Source organism: Streptomyces sp. WG7 (assembly GCF_049975785.1).
Classification (GTDB): Bacteria; Actinomycetota; Actinomycetes; order Streptomycetales; family Streptomycetaceae; genus Streptomyces.
Map to the genome: position 1 here is coordinate 37,489 of NZ_JBNGGE010000046.1, position 23,706 is coordinate 61,194.

Annotated in this window: 25 protein-coding genes; 14 read left to right on the forward strand and 11 right to left on the reverse strand. The window is 72.6% G+C overall.

The window, feature by feature from the left end:
• Window positions 1–67: 67 nt before the first annotated feature.
• A complete protein-coding gene (locus ACP4J0_RS31380; protein ID WP_426602104.1) occupies window positions 68–835 on the forward strand; it encodes an SDR family oxidoreductase in 768 nt (255 codons plus the stop codon).
• A gap of 233 nt (window positions 836–1,068) precedes the next feature.
• Here ACP4J0_RS31380 and alc read toward each other — a convergent pair whose 3' ends face one another.
• A complete protein-coding gene (gene alc, locus ACP4J0_RS31385; protein ID WP_426602105.1) occupies window positions 1,069–2,199 on the reverse strand; it encodes an allantoicase in 1,131 nt (376 codons plus the stop codon).
• A 62-nt stretch (window positions 2,200–2,261) separates the two neighbouring features.
• Entirely contained in the window at window positions 2,262–3,599 is a 1,338-nt protein-coding gene (gene allB / locus ACP4J0_RS31390; protein WP_426602106.1) for an allantoinase AllB, read from the reverse strand.
• Between the two features lie 233 nt (window positions 3,600–3,832).
• Between allB and allR the strand changes: the two genes are divergently transcribed.
• The gene (gene allR, locus ACP4J0_RS31395; protein WP_426602107.1) at window positions 3,833–4,636 is read left to right on the forward strand and encodes an allantoin degradation transcriptional regulator AllR; all 804 of its coding nucleotides are present in this window, start codon (window positions 3,833–3,835) and stop codon (window positions 4,634–4,636) included.
• A gap of 151 nt (window positions 4,637–4,787) precedes the next feature.
• On the opposite strand, the gene ACP4J0_RS31400 is transcribed toward allR, so the two are convergent.
• Window positions 4,788–5,102: a DUF5955 family protein gene (locus ACP4J0_RS31400; RefSeq protein WP_426602108.1), complete on the reverse strand. Its 315-nt coding sequence runs from the start codon at window positions 5,100–5,102 to the stop codon at window positions 4,788–4,790.
• 199 nt (window positions 5,103–5,301) lie between these two features.
• Between ACP4J0_RS31400 and ACP4J0_RS31405 the strand changes: the two genes are divergently transcribed.
• Both ACP4J0_RS31405 and aceB read left to right on the forward strand, forming a co-directional pair.
• Window positions 5,302–5,901, forward strand: a complete 600-nt coding sequence (locus ACP4J0_RS31405; RefSeq protein ID WP_426602109.1) for a nucleotidyltransferase family protein — start codon at window positions 5,302–5,304, stop codon at window positions 5,899–5,901.
• 184 nt (window positions 5,902–6,085) lie between these two features.
• Complete coding sequence (gene aceB, locus ACP4J0_RS31410; RefSeq protein WP_426602110.1) at window positions 6,086–7,708, forward strand: malate synthase A; 1,623 nt, start codon at window positions 6,086–6,088, stop codon at window positions 7,706–7,708.
• 67 nt (window positions 7,709–7,775) lie between these two features.
• Here aceB and ACP4J0_RS31415 read toward each other — a convergent pair whose 3' ends face one another.
• The 3 genes from ACP4J0_RS31415 to ACP4J0_RS31425 all read right to left on the reverse strand — a co-directional run bounded on the left by ACP4J0_RS31415 (window position 7,776) and on the right by ACP4J0_RS31425 (window position 9,645).
• Entirely contained in the window at window positions 7,776–8,690 is a 915-nt protein-coding gene (locus tag ACP4J0_RS31415; RefSeq protein ID WP_426602111.1) for a HipA family kinase, read from the reverse strand.
• A gap of 163 nt (window positions 8,691–8,853) precedes the next feature.
• Window positions 8,854–9,039 carry a DUF1737 domain-containing protein gene (locus ACP4J0_RS31420; protein WP_426602112.1) on the reverse strand — a complete coding sequence of 62 codons (186 nt, stop codon included), beginning with the start codon at window positions 9,037–9,039 and terminating at the stop codon, window positions 8,854–8,856.
• 156 nt (window positions 9,040–9,195) lie between these two features.
• Complete coding sequence (locus tag ACP4J0_RS31425; protein WP_426602113.1) at window positions 9,196–9,645, reverse strand: ATP-binding protein; 450 nt, start codon at window positions 9,643–9,645, stop codon at window positions 9,196–9,198.
• Between the two features lie 162 nt (window positions 9,646–9,807).
• Here ACP4J0_RS31425 and ACP4J0_RS31430 point away from each other — a divergent pair, with 162 nt between their 5' ends.
• Both ACP4J0_RS31430 and ACP4J0_RS31435 read left to right on the forward strand, forming a co-directional pair.
• Window positions 9,808–10,668: a helix-turn-helix domain-containing protein gene (locus ACP4J0_RS31430; RefSeq protein ID WP_426602114.1), complete on the forward strand. Its 861-nt coding sequence runs from the start codon at window positions 9,808–9,810 to the stop codon at window positions 10,666–10,668.
• On the forward strand, window positions 10,665–10,910 hold the full coding sequence (locus tag ACP4J0_RS31435) for a DUF397 domain-containing protein (RefSeq protein WP_426602115.1): 246 nt from the start codon (window positions 10,665–10,667) through the stop codon (window positions 10,908–10,910). The genes ACP4J0_RS31430 and ACP4J0_RS31435 overlap by 4 nt, the downstream gene beginning before the upstream one ends.
• A 67-nt stretch (window positions 10,911–10,977) precedes the next feature.
• Here the strand turns inward: ACP4J0_RS31435 and ACP4J0_RS31440 are convergent, their stop codons facing one another.
• Together ACP4J0_RS31440 and ACP4J0_RS31445 are read right to left on the reverse strand one after the other, a co-directional pair.
• Window positions 10,978–11,466, reverse strand: a complete 489-nt coding sequence (locus tag ACP4J0_RS31440) for a hypothetical protein (protein WP_426602116.1) — start codon at window positions 11,464–11,466, stop codon at window positions 10,978–10,980.
• 140 nt (window positions 11,467–11,606) lie between these two features.
• Window positions 11,607–13,151, reverse strand: a complete 1,545-nt coding sequence (locus tag ACP4J0_RS31445; protein WP_426602117.1) for an IucA/IucC family protein — start codon at window positions 13,149–13,151, stop codon at window positions 11,607–11,609.
• Between the two features lie 121 nt (window positions 13,152–13,272).
• On the opposite strand from ACP4J0_RS31445, the gene ACP4J0_RS31450 reads away from it, so the two are divergent.
• The 3 genes from ACP4J0_RS31450 (at window position 13,273) to ACP4J0_RS31460 (ending at window position 16,903) form a co-directional block, all read left to right on the forward strand.
• Complete coding sequence (locus tag ACP4J0_RS31450; protein ID WP_426602118.1) at window positions 13,273–14,772, forward strand: IucA/IucC family protein; 1,500 nt, start codon at window positions 13,273–13,275, stop codon at window positions 14,770–14,772.
• A gap of 62 nt (window positions 14,773–14,834) precedes the next feature.
• Complete coding sequence (locus tag ACP4J0_RS31455; RefSeq protein ID WP_426602119.1) at window positions 14,835–16,100, forward strand: VWA domain-containing protein; 1,266 nt, start codon at window positions 14,835–14,837, stop codon at window positions 16,098–16,100.
• On the forward strand, window positions 16,100–16,903 hold the full coding sequence (locus ACP4J0_RS31460; RefSeq protein WP_426602120.1) for a hypothetical protein: 804 nt from the start codon (window positions 16,100–16,102) through the stop codon (window positions 16,901–16,903). The genes ACP4J0_RS31455 and ACP4J0_RS31460 overlap by 1 nt, the downstream gene beginning before the upstream one ends.
• Before the next feature lie 90 nt (window positions 16,904–16,993).
• Here the strand turns inward: ACP4J0_RS31460 and ACP4J0_RS31465 are convergent, their stop codons facing one another.
• Complete coding sequence (locus tag ACP4J0_RS31465; protein ID WP_426602121.1) at window positions 16,994–17,635, reverse strand: winged helix-turn-helix transcriptional regulator; 642 nt, start codon at window positions 17,633–17,635, stop codon at window positions 16,994–16,996.
• A gap of 87 nt (window positions 17,636–17,722) precedes the next feature.
• Between ACP4J0_RS31465 and ACP4J0_RS31470 the strand changes: the two genes are divergently transcribed.
• Complete coding sequence (locus tag ACP4J0_RS31470) at window positions 17,723–18,931, forward strand: pyridoxal phosphate-dependent aminotransferase (RefSeq protein WP_426602122.1); 1,209 nt, start codon at window positions 17,723–17,725, stop codon at window positions 18,929–18,931.
• A gap of 67 nt (window positions 18,932–18,998) precedes the next feature.
• On the opposite strand, the gene ACP4J0_RS31475 is transcribed toward ACP4J0_RS31470, so the two are convergent.
• A complete protein-coding gene (locus tag ACP4J0_RS31475; protein WP_426602123.1) occupies window positions 18,999–20,042 on the reverse strand; it encodes a hypothetical protein in 1,044 nt (347 codons plus the stop codon).
• A 174-nt stretch (window positions 20,043–20,216) separates the two neighbouring features.
• A complete protein-coding gene (locus tag ACP4J0_RS31480; protein ID WP_426602124.1) occupies window positions 20,217–21,044 on the reverse strand; it encodes a helix-turn-helix transcriptional regulator in 828 nt (275 codons plus the stop codon).
• A 100-nt stretch (window positions 21,045–21,144) separates the two neighbouring features.
• On the opposite strand from ACP4J0_RS31480, the gene ACP4J0_RS31485 reads away from it, so the two are divergent.
• The 4 genes from ACP4J0_RS31485 to ACP4J0_RS31500 all read left to right on the forward strand — a co-directional run bounded on the left by ACP4J0_RS31485 (window position 21,145) and on the right by ACP4J0_RS31500 (window position 23,527).
• Complete coding sequence (locus tag ACP4J0_RS31485) at window positions 21,145–21,744, forward strand: histidine phosphatase family protein (RefSeq protein ID WP_426602125.1); 600 nt, start codon at window positions 21,145–21,147, stop codon at window positions 21,742–21,744.
• Between the two features lie 85 nt (window positions 21,745–21,829).
• Window positions 21,830–22,483: a hypothetical protein gene (locus ACP4J0_RS31490; protein ID WP_426602126.1), complete on the forward strand. Its 654-nt coding sequence runs from the start codon at window positions 21,830–21,832 to the stop codon at window positions 22,481–22,483.
• A gap of 54 nt (window positions 22,484–22,537) precedes the next feature.
• Window positions 22,538–22,960, forward strand: coding sequence for an acyl-CoA thioesterase (locus ACP4J0_RS31495; RefSeq protein ID WP_426602127.1), 423 nt, complete (start codon window positions 22,538–22,540; stop codon window positions 22,958–22,960).
• 177 nt (window positions 22,961–23,137) lie between these two features.
• On the forward strand, window positions 23,138–23,527 hold the full coding sequence (locus ACP4J0_RS31500; protein WP_426602128.1) for a hypothetical protein: 390 nt from the start codon (window positions 23,138–23,140) through the stop codon (window positions 23,525–23,527).
• Window positions 23,528–23,706 lie beyond the last annotated feature (179 nt).

The window sequence follows — 23,706 nt, forward strand, 5'->3', positions numbered from 1 at the left end:
ACTCATCGGTCAGGTCGACGTCCGTTCGCCGCCAGCGTGTGCGGGGTGGGCCCGCTGGGATGGACCCATGAACACGAACTCACTCACTCACTCTTCGGCCGCCCTCCTGACCGGCCGGACGGCCCTGGTGACGGGCGGCAGCCGCGGTATCGGTGCGGCGACCGCGTTGCGACTGGCGCGGGAGGGCGCTGACGTGGCCCTCACCTACGTCAACGGCAAGGACGCGGCCGAGGATGTCGTACGGGCCGTCGAGGCCCTGGGGCGCCGGGCGGTGGCCCTGCGGGCGGACTCCGCCGACGCGGAGGAGGCGGCGGGGGCGGTGGAGCGTGCGGCACGGGCGCTCGGCGGCGGCCTCGACGTGCTGGTCAACAACGTCGGCCTGGGCCTGCTCGGCCCCCTCGACGGTCTGTCGCTCGCCGATGTCGACCGGCTGCTGGCCGTGAACGTCCGCGGGGTCTTCCTCACCTCGCAGGCGGCGGCGTCCCGCATGACCGAGGGCGGCCGGATCATCACCGTCGGCACCTGCATGACGCAGCGGGTGCCGGGCCCGGGCGGGACGCTGTACGCGATGAGCAAGTCGGCGCTGATCGGGCTGACCAAGGCCCTGGCCAGGGAGCTCGGTCCGCGGGGGATCACGGCGAACATCGTCCACCCGGGGCCGATCGACACCGACATGAACCCGGCGGGCGGTCCCTACGCGGACGCGCAGGCGGCCATGACCGCGCTGGGCCGCTTCGGCACCGCGGACGAGGTCGCGTCGACGGTGGCGTACCTGGCGGGCGCCTCGTACGTCACGGGCGCGGAGTTCGCGGTGGACGGCGGACACGCGGCATAGGCGGTACGCCTGGGTAAGCGGTACGCCCGAGCGGACGGGGTACGCCCGAGCGGGCGGAGTACGCCCGAATGAGCGGTACGCCCGAGGGGCCGGGGTACGCCCGAGGGGCCCGGGTACGCCCAAGGGACCGGGTAGGCCTCGTCAGGCAGCGGTCCCGCGTCGACGGGCGGCATGCGCGCGGGGCGCACCGGTGCTGTCCGGCCGGTGCGCCCCGCGGGTCGGTGAGCGGCGGGTCAGCCGCCGAGCTCCTGGTGACGGGCGGCCAGGTGGCTGGTGCCGTCCTCCGTCAGGGAGCCGAACAGGCGCAGGCGGGAGATGCCGCCGTCGGGGAAGATGTCCACGCGCGCGTGGGTACCGACGGCCGCCTCGGGCAGGACGAAGCGGTGGTTGGTGTCGGGCTGCATCCGGGTGCGCGGGAGGACCTCGCGCCACTCGCCGTCCTCGCCGTCCCGTACGGACACCGACGCCCAGCCCGCCGAGTTGCCCTTCAGGTACGCCGTGTCGATCTCGATCGCGCGGATCTGTACGCGGTCCACCAGGCGGTAGCTGATCCAGTCGTGGCCCTGGTCGCGGCGGCGGCGGGTCTCCCAGCCGTCGTCCATCTTGCGGGAGCGGCCCGGCTGGATGGTGTTGGTCGCCGGCGAGTAGAAGAGGTTGGAGGCGTCCTCGACCTGGCCGCCGTTCTCCAGGGCGACGACGTCGAAGGTGCCGAGGGCCGCGAGCCACGCCGGGTCCGGGACGACCTCGCCGTACACGCGCAGGCGGGCGATGCCCCCGTCGGGGTGCTGCTTGAGGCGGAGGTGGGTGAAGCGCTGCTCGGCCGGGACGGCGAAGCCGTTGGCCGCGTGGCCGCCGACCGCCGTGCGCGGGACGAGGGTCGTCCACTTCACGTCGTCGGCGAGCAGTTCCTCGGGCGACGGGGAACCCGCGACCGAGGTGCCCTCGACGGAGACCGCCTGCGGGTAGTTGCCGCGGAAGTGGGCGGTGTCGACGACGATGCCGCGGATCACGCCGGGGGCGCCGAGGCGGATCAGCGCCCAGTCGTGGTCGTCCTCGGTGGGCCAGGGCTGGTCGGCCGAGACGCCGCGGCGCCGGCGGGTCTCCCAGCCGTCCATGACCTTGCCCTTGTGCCCGAAGTGCTCGGGGTCGAACTCGGCGGGACCGGGCACCAGCAGGTTCTCGCGCTGGGCGAAGAACTCGTCGTTGGCGGCGACGACACCCGCGCCGAGCTGCCGGTCGGCAAGGTTGGCGTACTGGGTGAAGGGGAGGTCGGCGGTGCGGTAGTCCGCGTACGGGTCGCCGCCTCCGTAGGGGTTCGCGTCTCCGGTGAAGCTGGCCAACGAGGTGTTCTGCTGGGCCGTCACGGTGATCAGGTGTTCCTTTCGGGGTCGTTCGAGGTGATCTGGATTCAGGAGGTCCGGACGCGTCAGGTCCGGGTGAGGAGCTGTCCCTTCGGCTCGGTGAACGCGCCGTCCGCCACGACGCGCTGTCCGCGCAGCCAGGTGGACTTCACGACGCCGTACAGGGTCTTGCCCGCATACGCGGTGACGCGGTTGCGGTGCTGGAGGGCGGCCGGGTCGACGGTGAACGTCTCGTCGGGGGCGAGGACCGCGAAGTCGGCGTCGTGGCCGGCCGCGATGGCGCCCTTGTGCCCGTCGAGGCCGACCTGGCGGGCCGTGTTCGCGGACATCCAGCGCACGATGTCCTCCAGGCCGAGGCCGCGCTCGCGGGCCGCGGTCCACATGGCCGGCAGGCTGAGCTGGAGGCCGGCGATGCCGCCCCAGGCGGTGGCGAAGTCGTCGGTCTTCAGGTCGGCGGTGGACGGCGAGTGGTCGGTGACCACGCAGTCGATGGTGCCGTCGACGAGCGCCTGCCACAGCAGGTCCTGGTTGGCGGCCTCCCGGATGGGCGGGCAGCACTTGAACTCGCTGGCGCCGTCCGGCACTTCCTCGGCGGTGAGGGTGAGGTAGTGCGGGCAGGTCTCGACCGTCACCTTCACGCCGTCGGCGCGGGCCTCGGCTATCAGCGGCAGGGCGTCGCTGGAGGAGAGGTGCAGGACGTGCACGCGGGCGTTGAACCGCTTGGCCTGCGCGAGGAGGCCCGCGATCGCGGTGTCCTCGGCGTCGCGCGGGCGGCTGGCGAGGAAGTGCGCGTACTTCGGGCCGCCCTGCTGCGGGGCGGCGGCCAGGTGGTGCGGGTCCTCGGCGTGCACGATCAGCAGGCCGTCGAAGGCGGCGATCTCCGCGAGCGACCGGGCGAGCTGCTCCTGATCGAGGTGCGGGAACTCGTCCACGCCCGACGGCGACAGGAATGCCTTGAAGCCGAAGACCCCGGCCTCGTGCAGCGGGCGCAGGTCCTTGACGTTGTCGGGCAGCGCGCCGCCCCAGAAGCCGACGTCGATGTGCGCCTTGTCGGCGGCGACCTCGCGCTTGGTGCGCAGGTTGTCGACCGTGGTGGTCGGCGGGATGGAGTTGAGCGGCATGTCGACGAGGGTGGTGATGCCGCCGGCCGCCGCGGCGCGGGTGGCGGTCCAGAAGCCCTCCCACTCGGTGCGGCCGGGGTCGTTCACGTGCACGTGGGTGTCGACCAGGCCGGGCAGGACGACGTGGTCGCCGACGTCCTCCAGGCGGGCGCCGGCCGGTACGGGGGCGTCGTACGGCAGAACGGCCGCGATCTTCCCCCCGGTCACCGCGATCGACGCGGCGCGTGTCCCCTCGGGAGTGATGACGCGCGTCGAGCGCAGTACCAGTTCAGCCTCGGACACCCGAACCCCTCTCTCTGCCGCCGATTTCAACGTTCTGTTGAAGGAGTCTTCATTCCCCGTTCCACGACGTCAAGAGGCGCCCTTTGCGCGGACATGCCCGACGGCACCCTCTAGACGTTTCCACAAAGCGGAATTAGGATTCCAGCAAGCAGAACGTAGCTATGTACAAGCCGGTAGTCAACCGGCCGCCGGGTACGCTTCTTTCCTCCCGCCAGCCCCGAAAGGAACGTGCCGTGCCGACGTCCAGCGCCAGCACCACCGACTCCGCCAGGTCCGCCACAGGTGGCGTCCAGTCCCTGGAGCGCGCCTTCGACCTGCTCGAACGGATGGCGGACGCGGGCGGCGAGGTCGGCCTGAGCGAGCTCTCCGCGAGCAGCGGACTGCCGCTGCCGACCATCCACCGCCTGATGCGCACCCTCGTGGCCTGCGGATACGTACGCCAGCAGCCCAACCGGCGCTACGCTCTCGGCCCCCGTCTGATCCGGCTCGGGGAGTCCGCCTCCCGGCTGCTCGGCACCTGGGCCCGCCCGCACCTGGCCCGCCTGGTCGAGGAGACCGGCGAGACGGCGAACATGGCGCTGCTCGACGGGGACGAGATCGTGTACGTCGCGCAGGTGCCGTCCAAGCACTCGATGCGCATGTTCACCGAGGTGGGCCGGCGCGTCCTGCCGCACTCCACGGGCGTCGGCAAGGCACTGCTCGCGAACTTCCCGGCGGAGGAGGTACGGGCCCTGCTGGGGCGGACCGGCATGCCGGCCGCGACCGAGAAGACGATCACCACGCCGGACGGCTTCATCGCGGCGCTGGAGGAGGTGCGGCGCCAGGGGTACGCGATCGACGACAACGAGCAGGAGATCGGCGTCCGCTGCCTGGCCGTCTCCGTGCCGGACTCCCCCACCGCGGCCGCCATCTCGATCTCCGGTCCGGCCGGCCGGGTCACGGAGGCCGCGACCGACCGGATGGTGCCGCTGCTCCAGCAGGTGGCGGCGGAACTGTCGGAGACCCTGCTCGCCTCGAACGGCACCCCGGCCTCCTGACACGCACCGCGAACGGACCGCCCCCGGCCCCCCTGGGGCCGGGGGCTGCGGGCGTCACGCGCCGACCCGCGCCGACCCGCGCCGTCAGCCTGTCAGTGCCTCAGCGCGACAACGCGACAACGCCTCACCGGCGCGACAGCGCGACAACGCCTCACCGGCGCGGCGGGGTGCCGAAGAGTTCCACCGCGTGACGGACGTCCGTCAGCCCCGGCGACAGGGCGCTGACGGAGCCGATCGCGCCCGCTATCAGCAGCAGGGAGCGGTGCAGCCGCGGCACCTCGGGGACACCGTGGTCCGTCATCGCGGCGAGGCCGGCCAGTTCGTCCTCGGCGACGGCCCGGTCCGGGAAGTCGGTGGGCAGCAGGGCGAGTTGGCGGCGCAACCGGGACACAGCGGTCCGCAGTGCGGTCACCCTCACGTCCTCGTCGCCGACGGTCACGTGTCTCTGCCCCAAGCTCCGCAACACAGCCCCTCCCCCTCGCACCCCGTTGTGCGCCCCTCCGCGATGAACATGCGGAACGCCCCCGTGGCGCCGGCCGACGCCGGGGACGCGGGCCAGTAAACGCCACCCCGCACCGCACGCGCCACCGCGCGGGCCGAAATTCAGCCTCCGGAAACCCCGCGCACGCCTGAGCGTCCGGCGGGCGGTCGGGTATGCAGGACGCATGACGGACACCGAAGACCAGGTAGCGGGGCTGCTGCTGGCCGCCGGGGGCGGGCGGCGGCTCGGCGGACGCCCCAAGGCGCTGCTCGAACACCGGGGACATCCGCTCGTCGAACACGCGGTCGCCGCGTTGCGCGCGGCCGGTTGCGCCCATGTGCACGTCGTCCTGGGGGCACGGGCGGAGGACGTACGGGCGCGGGCGACGCTCGAAGGGTGCGTTCTCGTGGACAACCCGGGCTGGGAGGACGGCATGGGGTCGTCGCTGCGCGCCGGGCTCGCCTCGCTGGCGGGTACGGGGGCGGGGGCGGCGCTGGTCTCACTGGTGGACCAGCCCGGCATCGGCGCGGAGGCGATGGCGAGGGTGCGTGCCGGGTACCGGGACGGGACGTCACTCGTCTCGGCGGCGTACGCGGGCGTGCGCGGGCATCCCGTCCTCCTCGGCGCCGCCCACTGGGCGGGTGTCGCCGCGACCGCGAGCGGGGACCGGGGGGCACGCGCCTACCTGAGGGCGCACGAGGCGGAGATCGCGCTCGTGGAGTGCGGGGACGTGGCGCGGCCCTACGACATCGACACCGAGGCCGACCTGGTCCACCTTGAGTGAGGGAGATGGCACCGAGCGCCACTGTCCCTCGACCCGGAGAATCTCGATATCAACAAACCATTGAAGTTCCACGATGAGGAAACTACTATCCACTGACCAGAAGCACCCGGCCGCACAACGGGTGCGCTTCGCCCCATACGCGCCCGTTGGCACCCGGTGCCACCGCTGAAGGAAGTGACAGCTCATGTCCGCACCAGCGCCGTCCCCGCTGGCCATCGTCGACGCCGAGCCCCTGCCCCGGCAGGAGGAGGTCCTCACCGATGCGGCGCTCGCCTTCGTGGCCGAGCTGCACCGGCGGTTCACGCCCCGGCGTGACGAACTCCTCGCCCGCCGTGCGGAGCGCCGCGCCGAGATCGCCCGCACCTCCACGCTCGACTTCCTCCCGGAGACGGCCGCGATCCGCGCGGACGACTCCTGGAAGGTGGCCCCCGCTCCGGACGCGCTCCAGGACCGCCGGGTCGAGATCACCGGCCCCACCGACCGCAAGATGACCATCAACGCCCTCAACTCGGGCGCGAAGGTCTGGCTCGCGGACTTCGAGGACGCCTCCGCCCCGACCTGGGAGAACGTCGTCCTCGGCCAGCTCAACCTGGCTTCCGCCTACACCCGCACCATCGACTTCACGGACGAGCGCACCGGCAAGTCCTACGCCCTGCGCCCGGACGCCGAACTGGCGACGGTCGTCATGCGCCCGCGCGGCTGGCACCTCGACGAGCGCCACCTCCAGGTCGACGGCCGGCCGGTCCCCGGCGCCCTGGTCGACTTCGGCCTGTACTTCTTCCACAACGCCCAGCGCCTGCTGGACCTCGGCAAGGGCCCGTACTTCTACCTCCCGAAGACGGAGTCGCACCTGGAGGCCCGCCTCTGGAACGAGGTCTTCGTCTTCGCGCAGGACCACCTCGGCATCCCGCAGGGCACCGTCCGCGCCACCGTCCTGATCGAGACGATCACGGCCGCGTACGAGATGGAGGAGATCCTCTACGAACTGCGCGACCACGCCTCCGGGCTGAACGCGGGCCGCTGGGACTACCTGTTCTCCATCGTCAAGAACTTCCGTGACGGCGGCGCCAAGTTCGTCCTGCCGGACCGCAACGCGGTGACGATGACCGCCCCGTTCATGCGGGCGTACACCGAACTCCTCGTCCGCACCTGCCACAAGCGCGGCGCGCACGCGATCGGCGGCATGGCGGCGTTCATCCCGTCCCGCCGGGACGCCGAGGTCAACAAGGTCGCCTTCGAGAAGGTCCGCGCCGACAAGGACCGCGAGGCCGGCGACGGCTTCGACGGCTCCTGGGTCGCCCACCCCGACCTGGTCCCGATCGCCATGGAGTCCTTCGACAAGGTCCTCGGCGACAAGCCGAACCAGAAGGACCGCCTCCGCGAGGACGTCGACGTCAAGGCGGCCGACCTGATCGCGATCGACTCCCTGGACGCCAAGCCGACGTACGCGGGTCTGGTCAACGCCGTCCAGGTCGGCATCCGCTACATCGAGGCCTGGCTGCGCGGCCTCGGCGCGGTCGCCATCTTCAACCTGATGGAGGACGCGGCCACCGCCGAGATCTCCCGCTCGCAGATCTGGCAGTGGATCAACGCCGAGGTCGTCCTCGACAACGGCGAGCAGGTCACCGCCGAGCTGGCCCGCAAGGTCGCCGCCGAGGAGCTGGCGAACATCCGCGCCGAGATCGGCGACGAGGCCTTCGCGGCCGGCAACTGGCAGCAGGCCCACGACCTGCTCCTGACCGTCTCCCTCGACGCGGACTACGCCGACTTCCTGACCCTGCCGGCGTACGAGCAGCTGAAGGGCTGACGCCCGGCTCGGCCCCGCGTACGTCCGCGCCCCCGGTACCGCACGGCACCGGGGGCGCGGACGCGCGTCAGCCCAGGTGCACGGACCAGTCCTGCTCGGCGGGCGGCTTGCCGTGCAGGTCGGGGACCCGCTTGAGCCAGTCGGGACGGCCGCGCTCGGTACGTGCCGCCCGGGCGGCGTTCTCGGCGGCGAGTTCCTCACGGGTCGGGAAGTCGGTGGGCAGCCACTCCCGCGAGGCCCGCACGCGCGCGTGCAGATAGCCGACGTAGGCGGCCCGGACCGCGTCCGGCGTGTCGAAGCCGGCCTCGCAGGTCAGCCAGGCCTCCGGCACCCGCGCCACCACGTCGCACAGCAGCTCCCGGGTCACCTTCGGCGCCAGCTCGGCGTCGGCGGCCCGGACGTCGGGCGCGGAGTGGCCGAGGGCGTGGTGGCGGAAGTCGTACGCCTTCTCGGGCGGGGAGGCACCCCAGCGGTGGTGGAAGACGAGGGCCGCCCCGTGGTCGATCAGCCACAGGCGCGGCACCGCGACGCCGGAGGTGGGCCAGACCATCAGGTTGGAGCTGTGCACCGTCCGGTCGACGTTCACGGTGAGGGCGTCCAGCCAGACGACGCGCCCGGCCTCCTCGGAGCCGACGGGGAACATGTCCGCGACGTCGGGCGTGAAGTCGGCGCCGCGAGACAGGTAGTCCATACCGAGGTTGAGTCCCGCGCTGGCGTCCAGCAGGTCCCGCACCTCCTGGTGCGGTTCACCGGCGGCGATCGCCGGGTCGAAGTGGGCCAGGACCAACTCAGGCACCCGAAGCCCCAGCTCACGCGCGAGCTCCCCGACGATCACCTCGGCGACCAGCGCCTTGCGGCCCTGCGCGGAGCCGGTGAACTTCACGACGTACGTGCCCAGGTCGTCGGCCTCGACGACGCCGGGGACGGAACCGCCGGTGCGCAAGGGCTCGACGTAGCGGGTCGCGGTGACTTTTCTCAGCATTTCCCCAGCCCGTCCACGCCTTCAGCCTTGCAATCCATGACCAACCTCCCGAATCCTCAACCCAGGAAAGCTACCGGCCTCTGGCATGGAGCGAGCATATTAACCGAGGGTGATTCGCCGACGAGGTGTTCCTGAGCCGCCCGTCATGGGCACCACGTACTCCCTACGACAGCGTCGGCCAGACCAGGGCCTGAGCGATGATGACGTTCTCACCGTTGAAAGTGACGGCGGGGCCTTCGTGCAGTTCGTAGCCAAGAGCGATCGCTTCGCTCACACGTCGGCAGAACGCGGCGTCGTCCGGGCCGGTCAGAACTCGGTAGACAGGCAGTCCGTCTGGTGGTGTGCTCATGAGGAGAAGGATCTCAGACTCACCCGCCGACCGTCCGGCGAGCCCAGGCGCACGACATCCCGCCACTGCCCGTTTCTGAACACGGTCCTGCGCAGCACGCCCTCGCGGGTGAACCCCGACTTCTCCAACGCGCGCTGTATCGAGTGCCGGTTCTGTTCACCGGCCCCGCAGGTCCAGTTCGGCGCGGACCGTCTTGCCGACGGGTACGCGGTCCAGTACGCCCCACCGGTCGGCCAGCGCGTCCACGAGCAGCAGGCCCCGGCCGCCCTCGGCGTCCGGCGCGGCCACGGCCGTCCCCTCCGGACCGGCCGGGCGGCACTCACCCCGGCTGTCGGACACGTCGATCCGCAGCGTGTACGCGTCGAGCCGCAGCAGCACCTCGATGTCCCGTCCGGGCACCCGCCCGTGCGTCACGGCGTTCGCCGTCAGCTCCGCGACGAGCAGCGCGGCCGTGTCGGAGACGGCCGAGCCGTACGGGACGCCCCAGGCGTGCAGGCGCTGCACGGCCAGGTGCCGCGCCAGGCGTGCCCCGCGCGGGGTGGAACTGAACCGCTGCACGAACACACGCGCGGTGACCGGGGATCGGGGTGTGGAAGCTGGCCTCATGCCGCACATCCCACCTGCGGCTATGGCCCTTCACCAGATCGGCGGCCGGTACGCAGGGTCAGCGTACGGGTACGCACAGTGGACAGTGTGGGTAACCGTCCGTGACCATGGCCCCGTTGGGCGGGTTTGCCCGAGTGGGTGTACGTGCGGGAGGTGTCCTGGATGACGGACGGTACGGGCGGCGTCGGTGTGCTCTGCGGAGGCGGTGAACCGGAGAGGTCGGACAGCCTCAAGACGTTCGGCGAGGTCGTCAAGGCGTTCCGGAAACGGGCGGGGCTGACGCAGGAGGAGTTCGCGCCACAGGTGCGGTACTCGGTGCCGACGGTGGCGTCCATCGAGCAGGGGCGGCGGTTTCCGCCGTCGGACTTCGTGGAGCGCGCGGAGGAGATCCTGGACGCCTTCGGGGCGCTGCGCGGCGCGGCACGGCACCTGTCGCGGCAACCGGGGCTGGCGAGTTGGTTCCGGCAGTGGGCGCGCTTCGAGGCGGAGGCGGTGAGCCTGTACACGTACGAATGCCGGGTGATTCCGGGGTTGTTGCAGACGGAGGGGTATGCGCGGGCGGTGTCGTTCAGCGTGCCGCCGCTGCCCGCCGAGGAGGAGATGAACGACCGGATCACGGCGCGCATGGCCCGACACGAGCTGCTGGCGACGAGCCGGAAGCCCCCGACGGCGTTCAGCTTCATCGTGGAGCAGGCGGTGCTGGAACGGTGCACGGGCGGCGAGGAGGTGACGCGCGAGCTGTACGACCATCTGCTGGACGTCATCGAGCGGCACTGGAACGTCGAGTTCCAGCTGATGCCCCTGCGGCAGCCGGTGCACGCGGGGCTGGACGGACCGATGCAGTTGGCCGAGACACCGGACAACCGGTGGTTCGGGTACTCGGAGGGGCAGAAGAACGGGCGGCTCATCACTGACTCGAAAGAGATCAGCGTGCTTCACCAGCGCTATGCCAAGATGCGTTCACAGGCCCTGACCCCCGAGGACTCCCTGGGCCTGTTGAAGCGAATGCGAGGAGCGCTATGAACACGTCCGACCTGGCCTGGTTCAAGAGCAGTTACAGCGGCTCCGAGGGCGACGACTGCGTCGAAGTGGCCCTGTCGTGGCACAAGTCCAGCTACAGCAGCGGTAGTGAAGGGGACTGCGTCGAGGTGGCGTCGTGCCCTGAGACGATCCACGTCCGGGACTCGAAGGTGCGGCAGGGTTCCCAGCTCGCCGTCACTCCGGCCGCGTGGACCCGCTTCCTCACGTACGCGGCCAACGGCTGACGCCGCCGCACAGCCGAGTGCCCCGGCCCGGAGTCGTCCCCGGGGCGGGGCACTCCGCTTGCGGCGTTCACGCGGCGTTCGGCGGTGCGGGGTCGGCGGCAGCGGGCGTACTGCTGCCGTCCAGGCATATCAGCGACATGATCACGGGTGCCTGGATGCCTTGCGCCGGCTTGACGGGAAGGCCGGCCGTGACCGTCCAGTTGCCCTTCGTGAGGGTGAGCGTCCGGCTGCCCATGTCGGGACCGGTCTGCCAGCCGTACTCGGAACGGGCCCGCCCGAAGGCCGACTTCAGTGCGGCGTCCACCGTCTCCGGAGCATGCCGTCCCGAGAGCCGTTCCAGGCATCTCCCCAGGCCGCCCGAGGGCTCCCTCTCCACCACGACGCCCTCCGCCGCCAGTGCCGACCGCATCTCCGACACCGCCGTGTCCGCGGACAGGGGCGGGCCCGAGTAGCGCGGGGGCAGGGGGCCGAGGTCCGGGGGCGCGCAGGCCGTCGCCGTCAGCAGTGCCGCTGTGACGAGGCACGCCAGGGCCGTGCGCCTCTGTCGCCGTCGCATGTCGTGGTCCGCCGTCCTCTCCCCCGCCGAGCGACTGACCATTGTGCCGTCCGGCCGGACTTGACGGGTCATCGGCCCCCGGGCAGGCCGGCCACCGGACCGTGACCGGCCGACCGGCCGCTCTCCTCGACCGGCTCCGCTCAGGCGTCCAGCAGCGGGTTGGCCAGCGGGCGGTAGCGGGCGGCGGCGCCGTCCGCGCCCGTCCAGCGGAGCAGGAGGTTGGTCTTGCCGGGGAGCGTCGGAGAGGAGAGGAGGGCGGGGATCTCGGGGAGGTCGTGGCGGGCCAGGGCGCGGCGGGCGGCGGGCCAGGGGTCGAGGCCGGGGTGGTGTTCGGCCAGGGCGGCGGCGATCTCGCACAGGTGGTTGACGACGAGGCAGTAGACGAGGCGCTCCCAGCCGTCCTGCCGGGAGGTGTCCGGCAGGAGTTTGACGCCCTCGGCGTCCCGGAAGAGGGCCTGCACCGGTGTGTTGGAGGCGTCCACGGCGACCAGGGTGTTCTGCAGGTGCGCCTCCAGGACGACGCCGTCGTCGGCGAAGGCGGTCAGGACCGGCGGGACGACGGTGGCGAGGTAGGCCTCCCACCAGGCCGCCGGGTCCGTGGCGTGCTCCAGGGGGTTGTCCGGGAAGCCCTCCACGAGCGCGGCGGCGAGGAGCGGGGTCGCGCCGGGCAGGACGCGGTCGCGCAGTCCGTCGCGGACGACGACGGCCAGTTCCTCGAAGGCGAAGTCCGCGGTGCGGTAGCCGCGGTCGCCGAGCCAGGCCGCCGGGGGTCCGACGGCGTCCAAGGCCTCGGTGGCCGCCGTGTCGGTGCGGCGCAGTCTCAGCAGGTCGTGGCGCCAGAGGCGGCGGATGTCGTTGGTGATGCGCACGTCGAGGCTGAATTTGAGGAACAGGTCGTGCCCGGGGAGCCCGGGGAGGTACTCGGGGGCGTACACCGTGCGGACGGCGGCCGTGGGCCAGGTGGGGAAGTCCGTCGTGCCCAGCCGGAGGAGGCGGCCGTCGGCGAAGGCGGGGGCGAGGGCGGTCGCCGTCAGGTTCAGCTGCCAGGGGTGGGCGGGCAGCAGCCGGTAGCCGGGCGGGGCCTTGCCGAGGGCGTCCAGGGCGGCGGTGTCGCCCTCGTCGACGACCGTGTCCTCGCGCACGGCGAGCAGCGTCAGCGGGAAGCGGGCGTGCGCCTCGGGCGCGTACGGCAGCCAGCCGGCGTGCGGGCCGCCGCCGCGCGCCTTGGGGGCGGGGTGGTGGGTGTGGCCGGTGAGGAGGGACTGCTCGGAGCGGAGATACGGGTCGTCGGGCGGGGTCGCACGCGCGCGTGCCGTCAGCAGCGCGGCCACCGTGTCCCGGCTGTCGGTGATCTCGGTGGGCAGTTCGTGGTTGGGCAGGCCGGTGTGCCGGCGCAGCTCCTCCGCGACGAGTTTCACCAGCTCGGTGTGGCCGACTCGGTGCCAGCCGCCCGCCGCGCGCACCTCGGGCTCGGCGGGCCTCCGGCCCTCGCGCACCCGCAGCAGTCTGCCGCCGGGCAGCCGGTACACCGGCCGGGTGCCGGGCCCCGGCAGGGGTTCGGCCACCTCGCGCAGCAGGCAGTTCAGCAGTGGCACCGCCGCGTAGGCGTCGGCGCGTTCCACGACGTCACCCTGGGAGGCGGAGTCGGCGCCGGTGGGCGGGGGCAGGAGATCCACGCGTTCCACTCGTTCCCTACGGTCTGTCCATGCTGTCCATGGCGGAGGTGGCGGAGTTGCCGGAGACGATCAGTATGTCCGTCGCCGTCCCTCCGCCGTGACGTCCTACTCGTACCCGAGGAGCCCGCCCGTGCATCGTCCCCCCAGCGCAGAGACCGAGGTGGCCGACGAGCTGGCGGCCGTCCGCCCCGGTCTGGTCGCCCGGTACACGGCCTCGCTGGCCGGTGCCCGCGCGGCCGTGCTGACCCGGCTGTGGCGTGCGTTCGCCCATGAACCGCTGCCGTGGATCGCGGGCCGGGAGCCCGCCCGGGACGGGCTCGTCCTGCGGCTGCGGGACGGCCGCCGGCTGGCCGGTCCGGCGGCCGACCCGTACCGCACGGACGCGTACGTCTCCGTCGTACGGCTCGACGACGCCGCGTACGACGATCCGGCGCGGCTGGTGACGGACCTCGGCGTGCCGCACTCCGCCGGGTTCGCCGCGGAACTGGGGCACAGTGCCGCGTCGTTGGCGCTCTCGCGGGCGGGTCAGGAGATTCACCCGGACGAGTGGCCGGGCAGTGACTGGGGCTGGGAGCGGCGGGTGGTCGACGGGCACCCGTACCACCCGAACTGCCGTTCCCGGCCGGGCTTCTCGGTGGCGGAGCAGCTCGCGTACGGGCCGGAGCACGGGCCCGTGGTGGGGCTGGGGCTGGTGCCGGTCCCTGCGGCCGATTGCCTGGTGACGGGGGTGTGGCCGGGGGAGTTCCGGGACGGGGCGACGGTGCTGGTCCCGGTGCATCCGTGGCAGGCGGCGCACGTGCTCAAACGGCCGTGCGAGGAGGGGCTCGCCGCGCATCCGCTGATGTCCCTGCGGACACTGGCCGTGCCCGGCGGGCCGCACGTCAAGACCGCGCTGAGCGCCCGGCTGACGTCGTCGGTGCGGGACATCTCGGTCGCCTCGATCGCCGCGTCGGCCCACGTGTCGGACTTCGGGCAGGCGCTGGCGGCGCGCGCGGACGGGCTGCTGCACGTCACCCGCACCCTGGGCGCGGTGGCCGCCGGCTCCCCCGACCTGGCGGCCGTACTGCGCGAGCCGCCCCGGGTGTACGCGGCGCCCGGCGAGCACGTCGTCCCGGTGGCCGCGCTGGCGAGCACCGGGCTGCCCGGCTCCCCCGCGTGGCGGGCGGACTTCGCCCGCCTCACCCTCACCGTGGGGCTGCGCCTGCTGGAGCTGGGCGTGGCCCTGGAGGCGCACGGCCAGAACCTCCTCGTGGTGCTGTCCCCGGCGGGCGATCCGCTGCGCCTGGTCTACCGCGACCTGGCCGACATCCGGGTCAGCCCGGCGCGCCTGGCCCGCCACGGCGTCGACGCCCCGGACCTGCCCGCCCGGATGGTCACCGACGACCCGGTGGTGCTGCGCCGCAAGCTGTTCGGCTCGCTGGTGGGAGGCGCGCTGGCGGCGACGGCGGGCTCGGGCGCGGCGCTGCGGGACGCGCTGGAGGCGGCCGTACGCGAACTGCCGCGCACACCCGACGTCGTGGCGCTGTGCGAGGAGCCGCTGCCGGTGAAGGCGCTGACGCTGATGCGCACTTCGCCGGGAAACGCCGGGGACCTGTGGGCGGGGCTGCCCAATCCGCTGCACTGGAGGTGAAGTCGGGGCGTCGTCGCGGTCTCGTTTTGGAGCCCGGCGCCACTGATCAATAGGATCCGCCGATGATCACAAGAACACGGCTGGCGGCGGGTGCCTGTGCCCTGCTCGCCGCGCTGACGGCCGGGATCGCCTTCCCGGCCGGAGCGGCCGCCGGTGAACCCACGGGCGAGGACGCGCCGAAGGTCAACCTGGTGCTCGACGTCAGCGGTTCGATGCGGACGCGGGACATCGACGGCGGTACGCGGATGGCCGCGGCGAAGCAGGCGTTCAACGAGGTGCTCGACGCGACGCCCGAGGAGGTGCGCCTCGGGATCCGGACCCTGGGCGCCGACTACCCGGGCGACGACCGCAAGACCGGCTGCAAGGACACCGCGCAGCTCTACCCGGTCGGCCCGCTGGACCGCACCGAGGCCAAGACGGCGGTGGCGACGCTGGCGCCCACCGGCTGGACGCCGATCGGCCCCGCGCTCCTCGCGGCGGCCGACGACCTCGACGGCGGCGACGGCTCCAAGCGCATCGTGCTGATCAGCGACGGCGAGGACACCTGCGCCCCGCTCGACCCGTGCGAGGTGGCCCGCGAGATCGCCGCCAAGGGCATCGGGCTGACCATCGACACACTGGGCCTGGTCCCCAACACCAAGATGCGGCAGCAGCTCAGCTGCATCGCCGAGGCCACCGGCGGGACGTACACCTCGGTCGAGCACACCGACGAACTCACCGACAAGGTCAACCAGTTGGTGGACCGCGCGGCCGACCCCGTGGTGACGCCGGTCGCCACCGAGGGCGCGGACACGTGCGCCGAGGCGCCGACGCTGAAGTCGGGGCTGTACACCGACCGCGAGGAGTTCGGGAAGCAGCGCTGGTACCGGGTGGACGTGCTGCCCGGCCAGGAGCTGCGCGCCTCGGTGAGCGTGGGCGCGGACCGGGCCGTGAACCCGTCCTACGGGGTGCTGCTGCGCGCCGTGACGGTGCACGGCCGGGAGATCGTGCGCGGTGAGGCGGCGGGCAACGGCCGTACGGATGTGATCTCCACGGGGCTGCGCTACCCCAAGGCGGAGAGCGACGAGGAGGACGCCCCGGCCGAGACCGTGTGCCTCCAGGTCACCAACTCCTTCTCCGTAGCCTCCGGAGTGAAGACCACTCCCGGGCTGCCGCTGGAGCTGACCGTCGACGTCGTGGACGGTCCGAGCGACGCCGACGACGTGGCCTCCTTCGGCCTCGGGCGCGGCTGGTGGCTGCTCGGTGTGCTGGTGCTCATCGGCTTCGCCGCCGGTCTGCTGTGGGGCTGGCTGTCACGCTGGCGGCTCGCGGTCTGGAGGACCAACTGATGCGTATCACCCGGGCATGGGGCACCGCGGCGTTGCTGCTCGGCCTCGCCGCGACCCCCGCGGCGGCCGACTCCTCGCCCTCGGCGAGCCCCTCGGAGGATGGCGGTGCGCCGACGACGGCGGGCACCTCCTTCCGCACGGCGACCGAGATCGAGCAGGAGCAGCAGGCCACGGCGAGCGGTTCCGCGGGCGACTACCTGTACTGGTCGTTCCCGGCGGACGCCGGTCAGCGTCCCACCGTGAAGGCCACGGTGAAGCTGCCGGAGACACACGCCGCGGAGACCTGGCGGATCGACGTGTACGACGGTCTGCGCCGCCGCCAGGCCTGCCAGTACGGCGCGCAGACCCGCACCGCGGCGGCGAACGCCCCCACCGTGGAGCTGGCCTGCGTGCTGCGCACGGTCCGCGCCTGGTCCGAGCCGTGGGCCAACGACCCGCTGCCGGGCACGTACTACATCCGGCTGACGGCGGTGAACGTGCCGACGTCCGACCTGGGTGTCCCGGTCTCCACCGAGGTCCGGGTGGACTCCAAGGACATCGGCGGGGCGGCGGCGGTGGACGGTTCGCTGGCCGAGCCGCTGGTGCCGGGCGTGGCGGTGAAGTCCCCGGCCGACGAGGAGGACTCGGACGGCGGGGCCGTACTGTCCGCCATCGAGCCCGAGGACGGCTGGTCCTCCGGCTGGTGGTCCGACCGGTGGGTGTGGACCGGGATCGGCGGCGTGCTGGCCGCGCTGGCGGGCATCGGCGGATACGCGCTGACCCGCGGCTCGGGACGGCCGTCCCGAGTACCGCCGACCGTCTGACGCGACCTCGGAAGGCCCGCCCCCGGCGGGCCTTCCGTCGTCTCACGCCTCCCTCTCGTCCCTCCCTCTCACCCCCCTTTCGCTCCCCTCTCACTCCTCCCGGAGCGACTTGGCGACCGTGCCGTCGCCGGTCACCTCGACGCGCCCGTCCCGTACCGCGTCCCGCAGACCGGTCTCCCCGCGGCTGAGCGCCACGCAGGTCCCGGCATCCAGCGCCAGCAGGGCGTCGGGCTCCCCCGGCGCGGGCCCGTCGCCGTACACGGGACCCCGCTCGTCGGCGCCCGCGTACAGGTGGAAGTCCCCCTCGTCCAGCCGGACCTCGACGACGCCCTCCCCCACCCCGGCCTCCCGCACCGCCCGCAGCAGGGGCAGCGCGAACCAGTGCGCCCGTACGGCGTCCGTCGGCCGCCGCTCTCCCAGCTCGCCGGCGCCCCACGCGCCCAGCGCCTCCAGTACCGGCAGCAACTCGCGGCCGCGCGCGGTGAGTTCGTAGACGTACGCCGCTCCGGGCGGCGGCAGCCGGCGCCGGGTCGTCAGCCCGTCGCGTTCCATGTCCTTCAGCCGCGAGGCGAGCACGTCCGTGCTGACGCCGGGCAGGTCGGCGTGCAGGTCGGTGTAGCGCCGCGGACCGGCGAGCAGCTCCCGGACGATCAGCAGGGTCCAGCGGTCGCCGACGGCGTCGAGCGCGCGGGCGGCGGAACAGTACTGGTCGTAGCTTCGGCGAGGTGACATGCGACGCAGTGTAGACAAGTTGTTGGACTTTCCAAGCGGCTACTTGGTAAAACCAAGCAACACCAGATTCCGGAGGGGAAGCCGCGCATGGAGTTCCGGCAGTCGAACAAGCTCAGCGAGGTCTGTTACGAGATCCGCGGCCCGGTCATCGAGCACGCCAACGCGCTGGAGGAGGCGGGGCACAGCGTGTTGCGCCTGAACACCGGCAACCCCGCCCTCTTCGGGTTCGAGGCGCCCGAGGAGATCGTCCAGGACATGATCCGCATGCTGCCGCGGGCGCACGGCTACACGGACTCCCGCGGCATCCTCTCCGCCCGCCGGGCCGTCGCCCAGCGCTACCAGGCGCTCGGCCTGGAGGTGGACGTGGACGACGTCTTCCTGGGCAACGGCGTGTCCGAGCTGATCTCCATGGCCGTGCAGGCCCTGCTGGAGGACGGCGACGAGGTCCTGATCCCCGCCCCCGACTTCCCCCTCTGGACGGCGGTGACGACCCTCGCGGGCGGCAAGGCGGTGCACTACCTCTGCGATGAACAGGCGGAGTGGTACCCCGACCTGGCCGACATGGAAGCGAAGATCACCGACCGCACCAAGGCGGTCGTCATCATCAACCCCAACAACCCCACCGGCGCCGTCTACCCCAAGGAGATCGTCGAGGGCATCCTCGACCTCGCCCGCCGGCACGGCCTGATGGTCCTCGCCGACGAGATCTACGACCAGATCCTCTACGACGACGCCGTGCACCACTCGGCCGCGTCCCTCGCCCCCGACCTGGTGGTGCTGACCTTCTGCGGCCTGTCCAAGACGTACCGGGTGGCGGGTTTCCGCTCCGGCTGGCTGGTGGTGACGGGGCCGAAGCAGCACGCGAAGGACTACCTGGAGGGCCTGACCATGCTGGCCTCCATGCGCCTGTGCGCCAACGCGCCCGCCCAGTACGCCATCCAGGCCGCGCTCGGCGGCCGCCAGTCCATCCGCGAGCTGACGGCCCCGGGCGGACGACTGCGCGAACAGCGGGACGTGGCCTGGGAGAAACTGAACGAGATCCCGGGCGTCTCCTGCGTGAAGCCCAAGGGCGCGCTGTACGCCTTCCCGCGCATCGACCCGGCCGTGCACAAGATCCACGACGACGAACGGTTCGTGCTGGACCTGCTGCTGAGGGAGAAGATCCAGGTGGTCCAGGGCACCGGCTTCAACTGGCCGAGCCCGGACCACTTCCGCATCCTGACGCTGCCGCACGCGGAGGACCTGGAGGCGGCGATCGGGCGGATCGGGCGGTTCCTCAGCGGGTACCGGCAGTAGCCGCCGGCCCCTGGGGAGCGGCACCCGGGACGCACGTCCGTGCGGTGCCGTGCCGGTCGGTCGTCCGCTACCCGAGCGGCAGGCTGGAGACCGTGAAGGGGAGGCTCTCCGGCGGGAGTCCGGCGACCCAGCGGTTGTACTGGCTGTTCACGACGAGAAGGCGGTCGTGGTCGGTGAGGGCCGCGGCGGAGGGGTGCAGGAGTCCTTCCGGCGGCACCAGACGGTCGACGAGGCGGCCGTGGGTGAGGTCGTCGTTCATCTCGACGACGGTGACCTGCGGCTGGGTGCCGGGATCGGCGTACAGGTTGCCCTGCGTCACGTAGAGGCGGCCGTCCCTCCATGCCAGGGCGTCGCCGTTGACAAGTGTGTGGCCGCCGAGGTCGACCTCGGCGGTACGGCCGGTGGAGCGGTCGACGCGCCACAGCTTTCCGGTGTTGCTCTGGACGGCGAGCAAGTGGTCGGTGCCGACCGCGACGATGCCGTTGAGGTTGTGCTGTCCGTCGATCCAGTCGATGCCCGAGGCGTCGACGTCGAGCCAGTGCTCCAGCTCCCACCGGCCGCGCTCGTCCTCGGTCAGTCGGTAGACGACCGGCTTGAAGGAGTCGGTGACGTAGGCGGTGCCGTCCGCGGCCACCGTGACATCGTTGACGAAACCGCCCTTCGTTCCGTGCAGTGTGGTCAGCAGGGAGCCGTTCGACGTGTCGTAGACGCGCAGCGTGCCCGTGCCGCCCCCGTTGACGTAGAGCCGTCCCTCGCCGTCGATGGTCATGCCGGCGGTGAAGGAGCGTCCGTCCTTCCCGCCGGGCGACCAGACCCGCGCGGTGGGTTTGCGGACATGTCCCCGGTAGAGGGTGCCGTCCTGGGCGCTGCCCACGTAGTAGTGCCCGCTGCGCGGGTCGTAGGCCACACCGGTGGGAAAGGCCTTCTCCCCCGGGATCACGTAGTGGTCGGGGAGCCGCGCGGTGGCGGCCCCGGAGCCTGCGGTGGATTCGGAGCCTGCGGTGGGTTCGGAGCCTGCGGTGGGTTCGGAGCCGGTGGCGGCCTGGGAGCCGGTGGCGGCGGTGAGGGCGAGCGCGGTGACGGCTGCCAGGGCGGACGCGAACAGGCGCATGGAGGACCTCGGCGGGGTCGGTGGGGCGAATGGATGGTCCTGTTCATCCTGGACGGGCCGCGGGCCGGCTCCCTCCGCTCCGTCCCACCGGAGACACGGCGAACCTGGGTACTCCCAGTCCCCCCTCACCGGCGGCCTCCCGGACTCCCGGACTCCCGGACTCCCCCGGCGGGCCTATGCCTTGGCCATGACGCGCAGCGCCTCCTCCTCGGGCGAGCCCGGAGCGGCCGTGTAGACGAGGAGGCTCAGCTCGGGGTCCTGGGGGAAGCGGGTGATCTCGTAGGAAAGGGTGAGTGGGCCGGCGACGGGGTGGTCGATGCGTTTGAGGCCGTGGGACTTGGTACGCACCGTGTGCTGTTGCCAGTGGCGCCGGAACTCCTCGCTGCCCTCGTTGAGTTCCTCGACCAGCCGCCACAGTTCGGGGTCCTCGGGGAAGCGGCCCGCCGCGATGCGGAGATGGCCCACCGCCTCGCGGGCGATCATCTCACGGTCGGGGTAGCGGCGGCCGATCTCGTCGTTCAGGAGATGGAGCCGGCACAGGTTGCGCTCGGCCACCGGCAGCGCGGCGAAGTCGGTGATGAGGGCGCACAGCGGCCGGTTCCAGGCCAGTACGTCCATCCGGCGGCCCATGGCGAGCGCCGGAGCGGCGATCCAGTCCAGCAGCCGACGCACTCCGGGGCGCGTCTCCCCACCGCCGGACCGCCCGATCTCCGGGTCCGGCTTCTGGGGCCGCGCGAGCCGGAAGAGATGGGCGCGCTCGTCCTCGTCCAGCCTCAGGGCGGCGGCCACCGCCCCAAGCACGGCGTCCGACACACTGCGGTTGCGGCCCTGCTCCAGGCGTACGTAGTAGTCGATGCTCACCCCCGCCAGGTGCGCCAGCTCCTCACGGCGCAGTCCCGGCACGCGCCGCAGGCCCGCGCCGGAGGCGAAGCCGACGTCCTCGGGCCGGATCCTGGCCCGTCGTGAGCGTAAGAAGTCCCCCAACTCGCCGCGTGACTGCATGATCCCATTATCGCCTTCCTGGGCCTCACTGTCCGCAGGCGGTGCGTCGCCGGGGCGCGTGCGCACCGATCGCCGGGCTTGCGCCCGTAGCCTGGGCGGCATGGGTGATCTTTTTCTGGTCCGGCACGGTGAGACCGAGTGGTCGCGGTCCGGACGGCACACGGGCCTGACGGACGTCCCGCTGACCGAGCACGGGCGGGAGCAGGCGCGGAGTCTCGTGCCGCTGATCCGGTCGCACCGGATCGGGGCCGCGTTCGTCAGCCCGTTCCAGCGGGCCCGGGAGACGGCCGAGCTGATCGGGCTGCAGGAGATGCGGACCGACCCCGACCTGCACGAGTGGGACTACGGCGGGTACGAGGGCATCACGACGGTCGAGATCCACCGGAGCCGGCCGGACTGGTTCCTGTTCACGGACGGGGTCGCACCCGGGCCGCCGGAGCATCCCGGGGAGACGCCGGAACAGGTCGGCGAGCGGGCCGACCGGGTGCTGGCCAGGGTGGAGGCCGCCTTCGCCAACACGGAGGGGTGCGTGGTGCTGGTGGCACACGGGCACTTCCTCCGGGCGCTCACCGCGCGGTACCTGGGGCTTCCGGCGTCGCACGGGGCGCTGTTCCAGCTGGGCACGGGCACGCTGTGCCGGCTGGGCACGGAGCACGCGCGACCGGTGATCGCGGCCTGGAATGTCAGACCTCCGTCGTAGCCTTCGAAGGCATCACCGGTGGAACCACCGGTGGCGTGACCGGTGACGTCACCGGTGGCGTCAGCGGTGAGGGAAGGAGGACGCCGTGGCACTGTCGCCCACCGCCGCGCAGCGGCGTGTCATCGACGCCGCCGACCCCGTCAGCGGGCGGCTGAAGGGGACGGAGGCTCAGCTCGCCGCGCTGGTGAAGCGGGGGCTCGCCTTCCGGCACCCGCGCCCGCCGCACGACCACTTCCTGACGCCGGCCGGGCATCGGATACGGGAGGCTCCCGCCGAGCCGGAGACACCGGTACCGGCCGGGCCCGCGGCGCCGGCCGAGCCCGCGGCCGGCGGTGTGTTCGCCGCGCGGGTGGGCGGGGAGGAGGCCGTGCCGGGCGGTGCCGGACCGGCGCGGCCGCGTGAGGTGCGCAGCGCCTGGCAGGGGCTGCTGGAGCTGCGCCGGATGACGCATTCCGACGGGGCGACGGACCGGCCGTGCGGGTGGGAGCGCAAGCATCTCGTGCAGGCCGCCGCGCTCGCCCTGGAGGCGGCCGGGCACCGCCCGGCGGGGCCGGACGGCGGGGACGGGTACCGGGTGCGCGCGACGCCGCAGCCGGAGGCCGTCGCCGTGTACGAGCCGGACGGCACGGCGCTGCGGGGCTGTGCGGTGACGCTGGAGCGGGCGGGGTGGCACGTCGGGGAGCACACCGAGCCGCGCACGCGGGCCCGTTACCTGCTGGCCTCGCCGCGGAAGGTGTGAGGCACTCGTGCCAGGATCGGTCGGTCAGTGCACCCACGAGGAGAGGCGGCAGCGGTGAGCGAGCCGTTTTCCGTACCCGTGACGGTCCGCGGGTACGAGACCGATACGCAGGGCCATCTGAACCAGTCCGTCTATCTGAACTACGCCGAGCACGCCCGCTGGGCCCTGCTCCAGGCAGCCGGTATCCGGCAGGCCGATCTCGTCGCACACGGTGTGGGGCCCGTGGTGCTGGAGACGACCGTCCGCTTCCGGCGGGAGCTGCTCGCCGGTGACGAGACCACGGTGACCTGCGCCTTCGAGTGGGGCGACGGCAGGACTTTCCGGATCCGGCAGATCATCCGCAAGGCGGACGGCACGATCGCGGCCGAGGTCGAGGGCGTCGGCGGTCTGCTGGACCTGAACGCCCGCAAGCTGGTGGCCGATCCGCGGCGGCGGTTCAAGGAACTCGCGGCGGAACCCGGGCTGCTCGGTCTGTGAGGCGCGCGGTCTCCGCGCGGCCGACGGGTCGGGCCGGCGTCCGGTGTCGTGGACGGCGGACACGAGGTGCGTGTGAGTCAACGGGCGAACGAATGCGCCCATATGCATCGGTATGAGTGCGTGACAGCATGAATCGTCTCGGAATCGGCTCATGACAGCTACTGAGGGGAATGCTCGATGCACGCACACCAGGGGTTGGTTCGGTCGGCGAAGACGGCGCGGCGGCGGTGGACGGCCGTCGCGGTGGCCCTCGCCGGAGCATGCGCGTGGGGCGTGGTGACGGCGGCCCCGGCGAGCGCCGACGTCTCGACCCGCTGCGGCACCTACATCTGCGTCAACACCGCGCACCAGGGCAAGGACTACGTCCAGGACATCACCGTCACGACGAGGGACGGCCTGCCGGGAACGTTGCGTGGTTTCGTGCGCGACTACGCGAAAAGCTCAGCCGGAGTGTCGAAGGCGCGGTTCGTCGTCAACCGCGAGTTCAGCGGGAAGCCGCTGCTCGTCTGCGGTGGCCTGGACCGCGGTGGCAGGGTCATCGAGAACACCTGCGTGAAACTCTCCTGACCGGTCGGCGGTGACGGCCGGTGTGGGACGGAGCCGGTGATACCGGAAGGGGCGGGGGGGCGCGCCGGGGGGGGGGGGGGGGCCCCCCCCCCCCGCCCCCCCCCCGGGCCCCCCCGGGGGGGGGCCCCCGGGCCCCAGGCGACGGGGGGGGCCGCCCCCCCCCCCACCCGGGGGGGGCG

Coding starts and splice junctions, on each gene's coding strand:
- ACP4J0_RS31425 (WP_426602113.1), bottom strand. CDS start 9,645: ATGAGGCCAGCTTCCACACCCCGATCCCCGGTCACCGCGCGTGTGTTC.
- ACP4J0_RS31480 (WP_426602124.1), bottom strand. CDS start 21,044: ATGCAGTCACGCGGCGAGTTGGGGGACTTCTTACGCTCACGACGGGCC.
- ACP4J0_RS31465 (WP_426602121.1), bottom strand. CDS start 17,635: ATGTCACCTCGCCGAAGCTACGACCAGTACTGTTCCGCCGCCCGCGCG.
- ACP4J0_RS31485 (WP_426602125.1), top strand. CDS start 21,145: ATGGGTGATCTTTTTCTGGTCCGGCACGGTGAGACCGAGTGGTCGCGG.
- ACP4J0_RS31475 (WP_426602123.1), bottom strand. CDS start 20,042: ATGCGCCTGTTCGCGTCCGCCCTGGCAGCCGTCACCGCGCTCGCCCTC.
- ACP4J0_RS31420 (WP_426602112.1), bottom strand. CDS start 9,039: ATGAGCACACCACCAGACGGACTGCCTGTCTACCGAGTTCTGACCGGC.
- ACP4J0_RS31470 (WP_426602122.1), top strand. CDS start 17,723: ATGGAGTTCCGGCAGTCGAACAAGCTCAGCGAGGTCTGTTACGAGATC.
- ACP4J0_RS31500 (WP_426602128.1), top strand. CDS start 23,138: ATGCACGCACACCAGGGGTTGGTTCGGTCGGCGAAGACGGCGCGGCGG.
- ACP4J0_RS31460 (WP_426602120.1), top strand. CDS start 16,100: ATGCGTATCACCCGGGCATGGGGCACCGCGGCGTTGCTGCTCGGCCTC.
- ACP4J0_RS31415 (WP_426602111.1), bottom strand. CDS start 8,690: ATGCTGAGAAAAGTCACCGCGACCCGCTACGTCGAGCCCTTGCGCACC.
- aceB (WP_426602110.1), top strand. CDS start 6,086: ATGTCCGCACCAGCGCCGTCCCCGCTGGCCATCGTCGACGCCGAGCCC.
- ACP4J0_RS31440 (WP_426602116.1), bottom strand. CDS start 11,466: ATGCGACGGCGACAGAGGCGCACGGCCCTGGCGTGCCTCGTCACAGCG.
- ACP4J0_RS31455 (WP_426602119.1), top strand. CDS start 14,835: ATGATCACAAGAACACGGCTGGCGGCGGGTGCCTGTGCCCTGCTCGCC.
- ACP4J0_RS31430 (WP_426602114.1), top strand. CDS start 9,808: ATGACGGACGGTACGGGCGGCGTCGGTGTGCTCTGCGGAGGCGGTGAA.
- ACP4J0_RS31435 (WP_426602115.1), top strand. CDS start 10,665: ATGAACACGTCCGACCTGGCCTGGTTCAAGAGCAGTTACAGCGGCTCC.
- ACP4J0_RS31405 (WP_426602109.1), top strand. CDS start 5,302: ATGACGGACACCGAAGACCAGGTAGCGGGGCTGCTGCTGGCCGCCGGG.
- ACP4J0_RS31380 (WP_426602104.1), top strand. CDS start 68: ATGAACACGAACTCACTCACTCACTCTTCGGCCGCCCTCCTGACCGGC.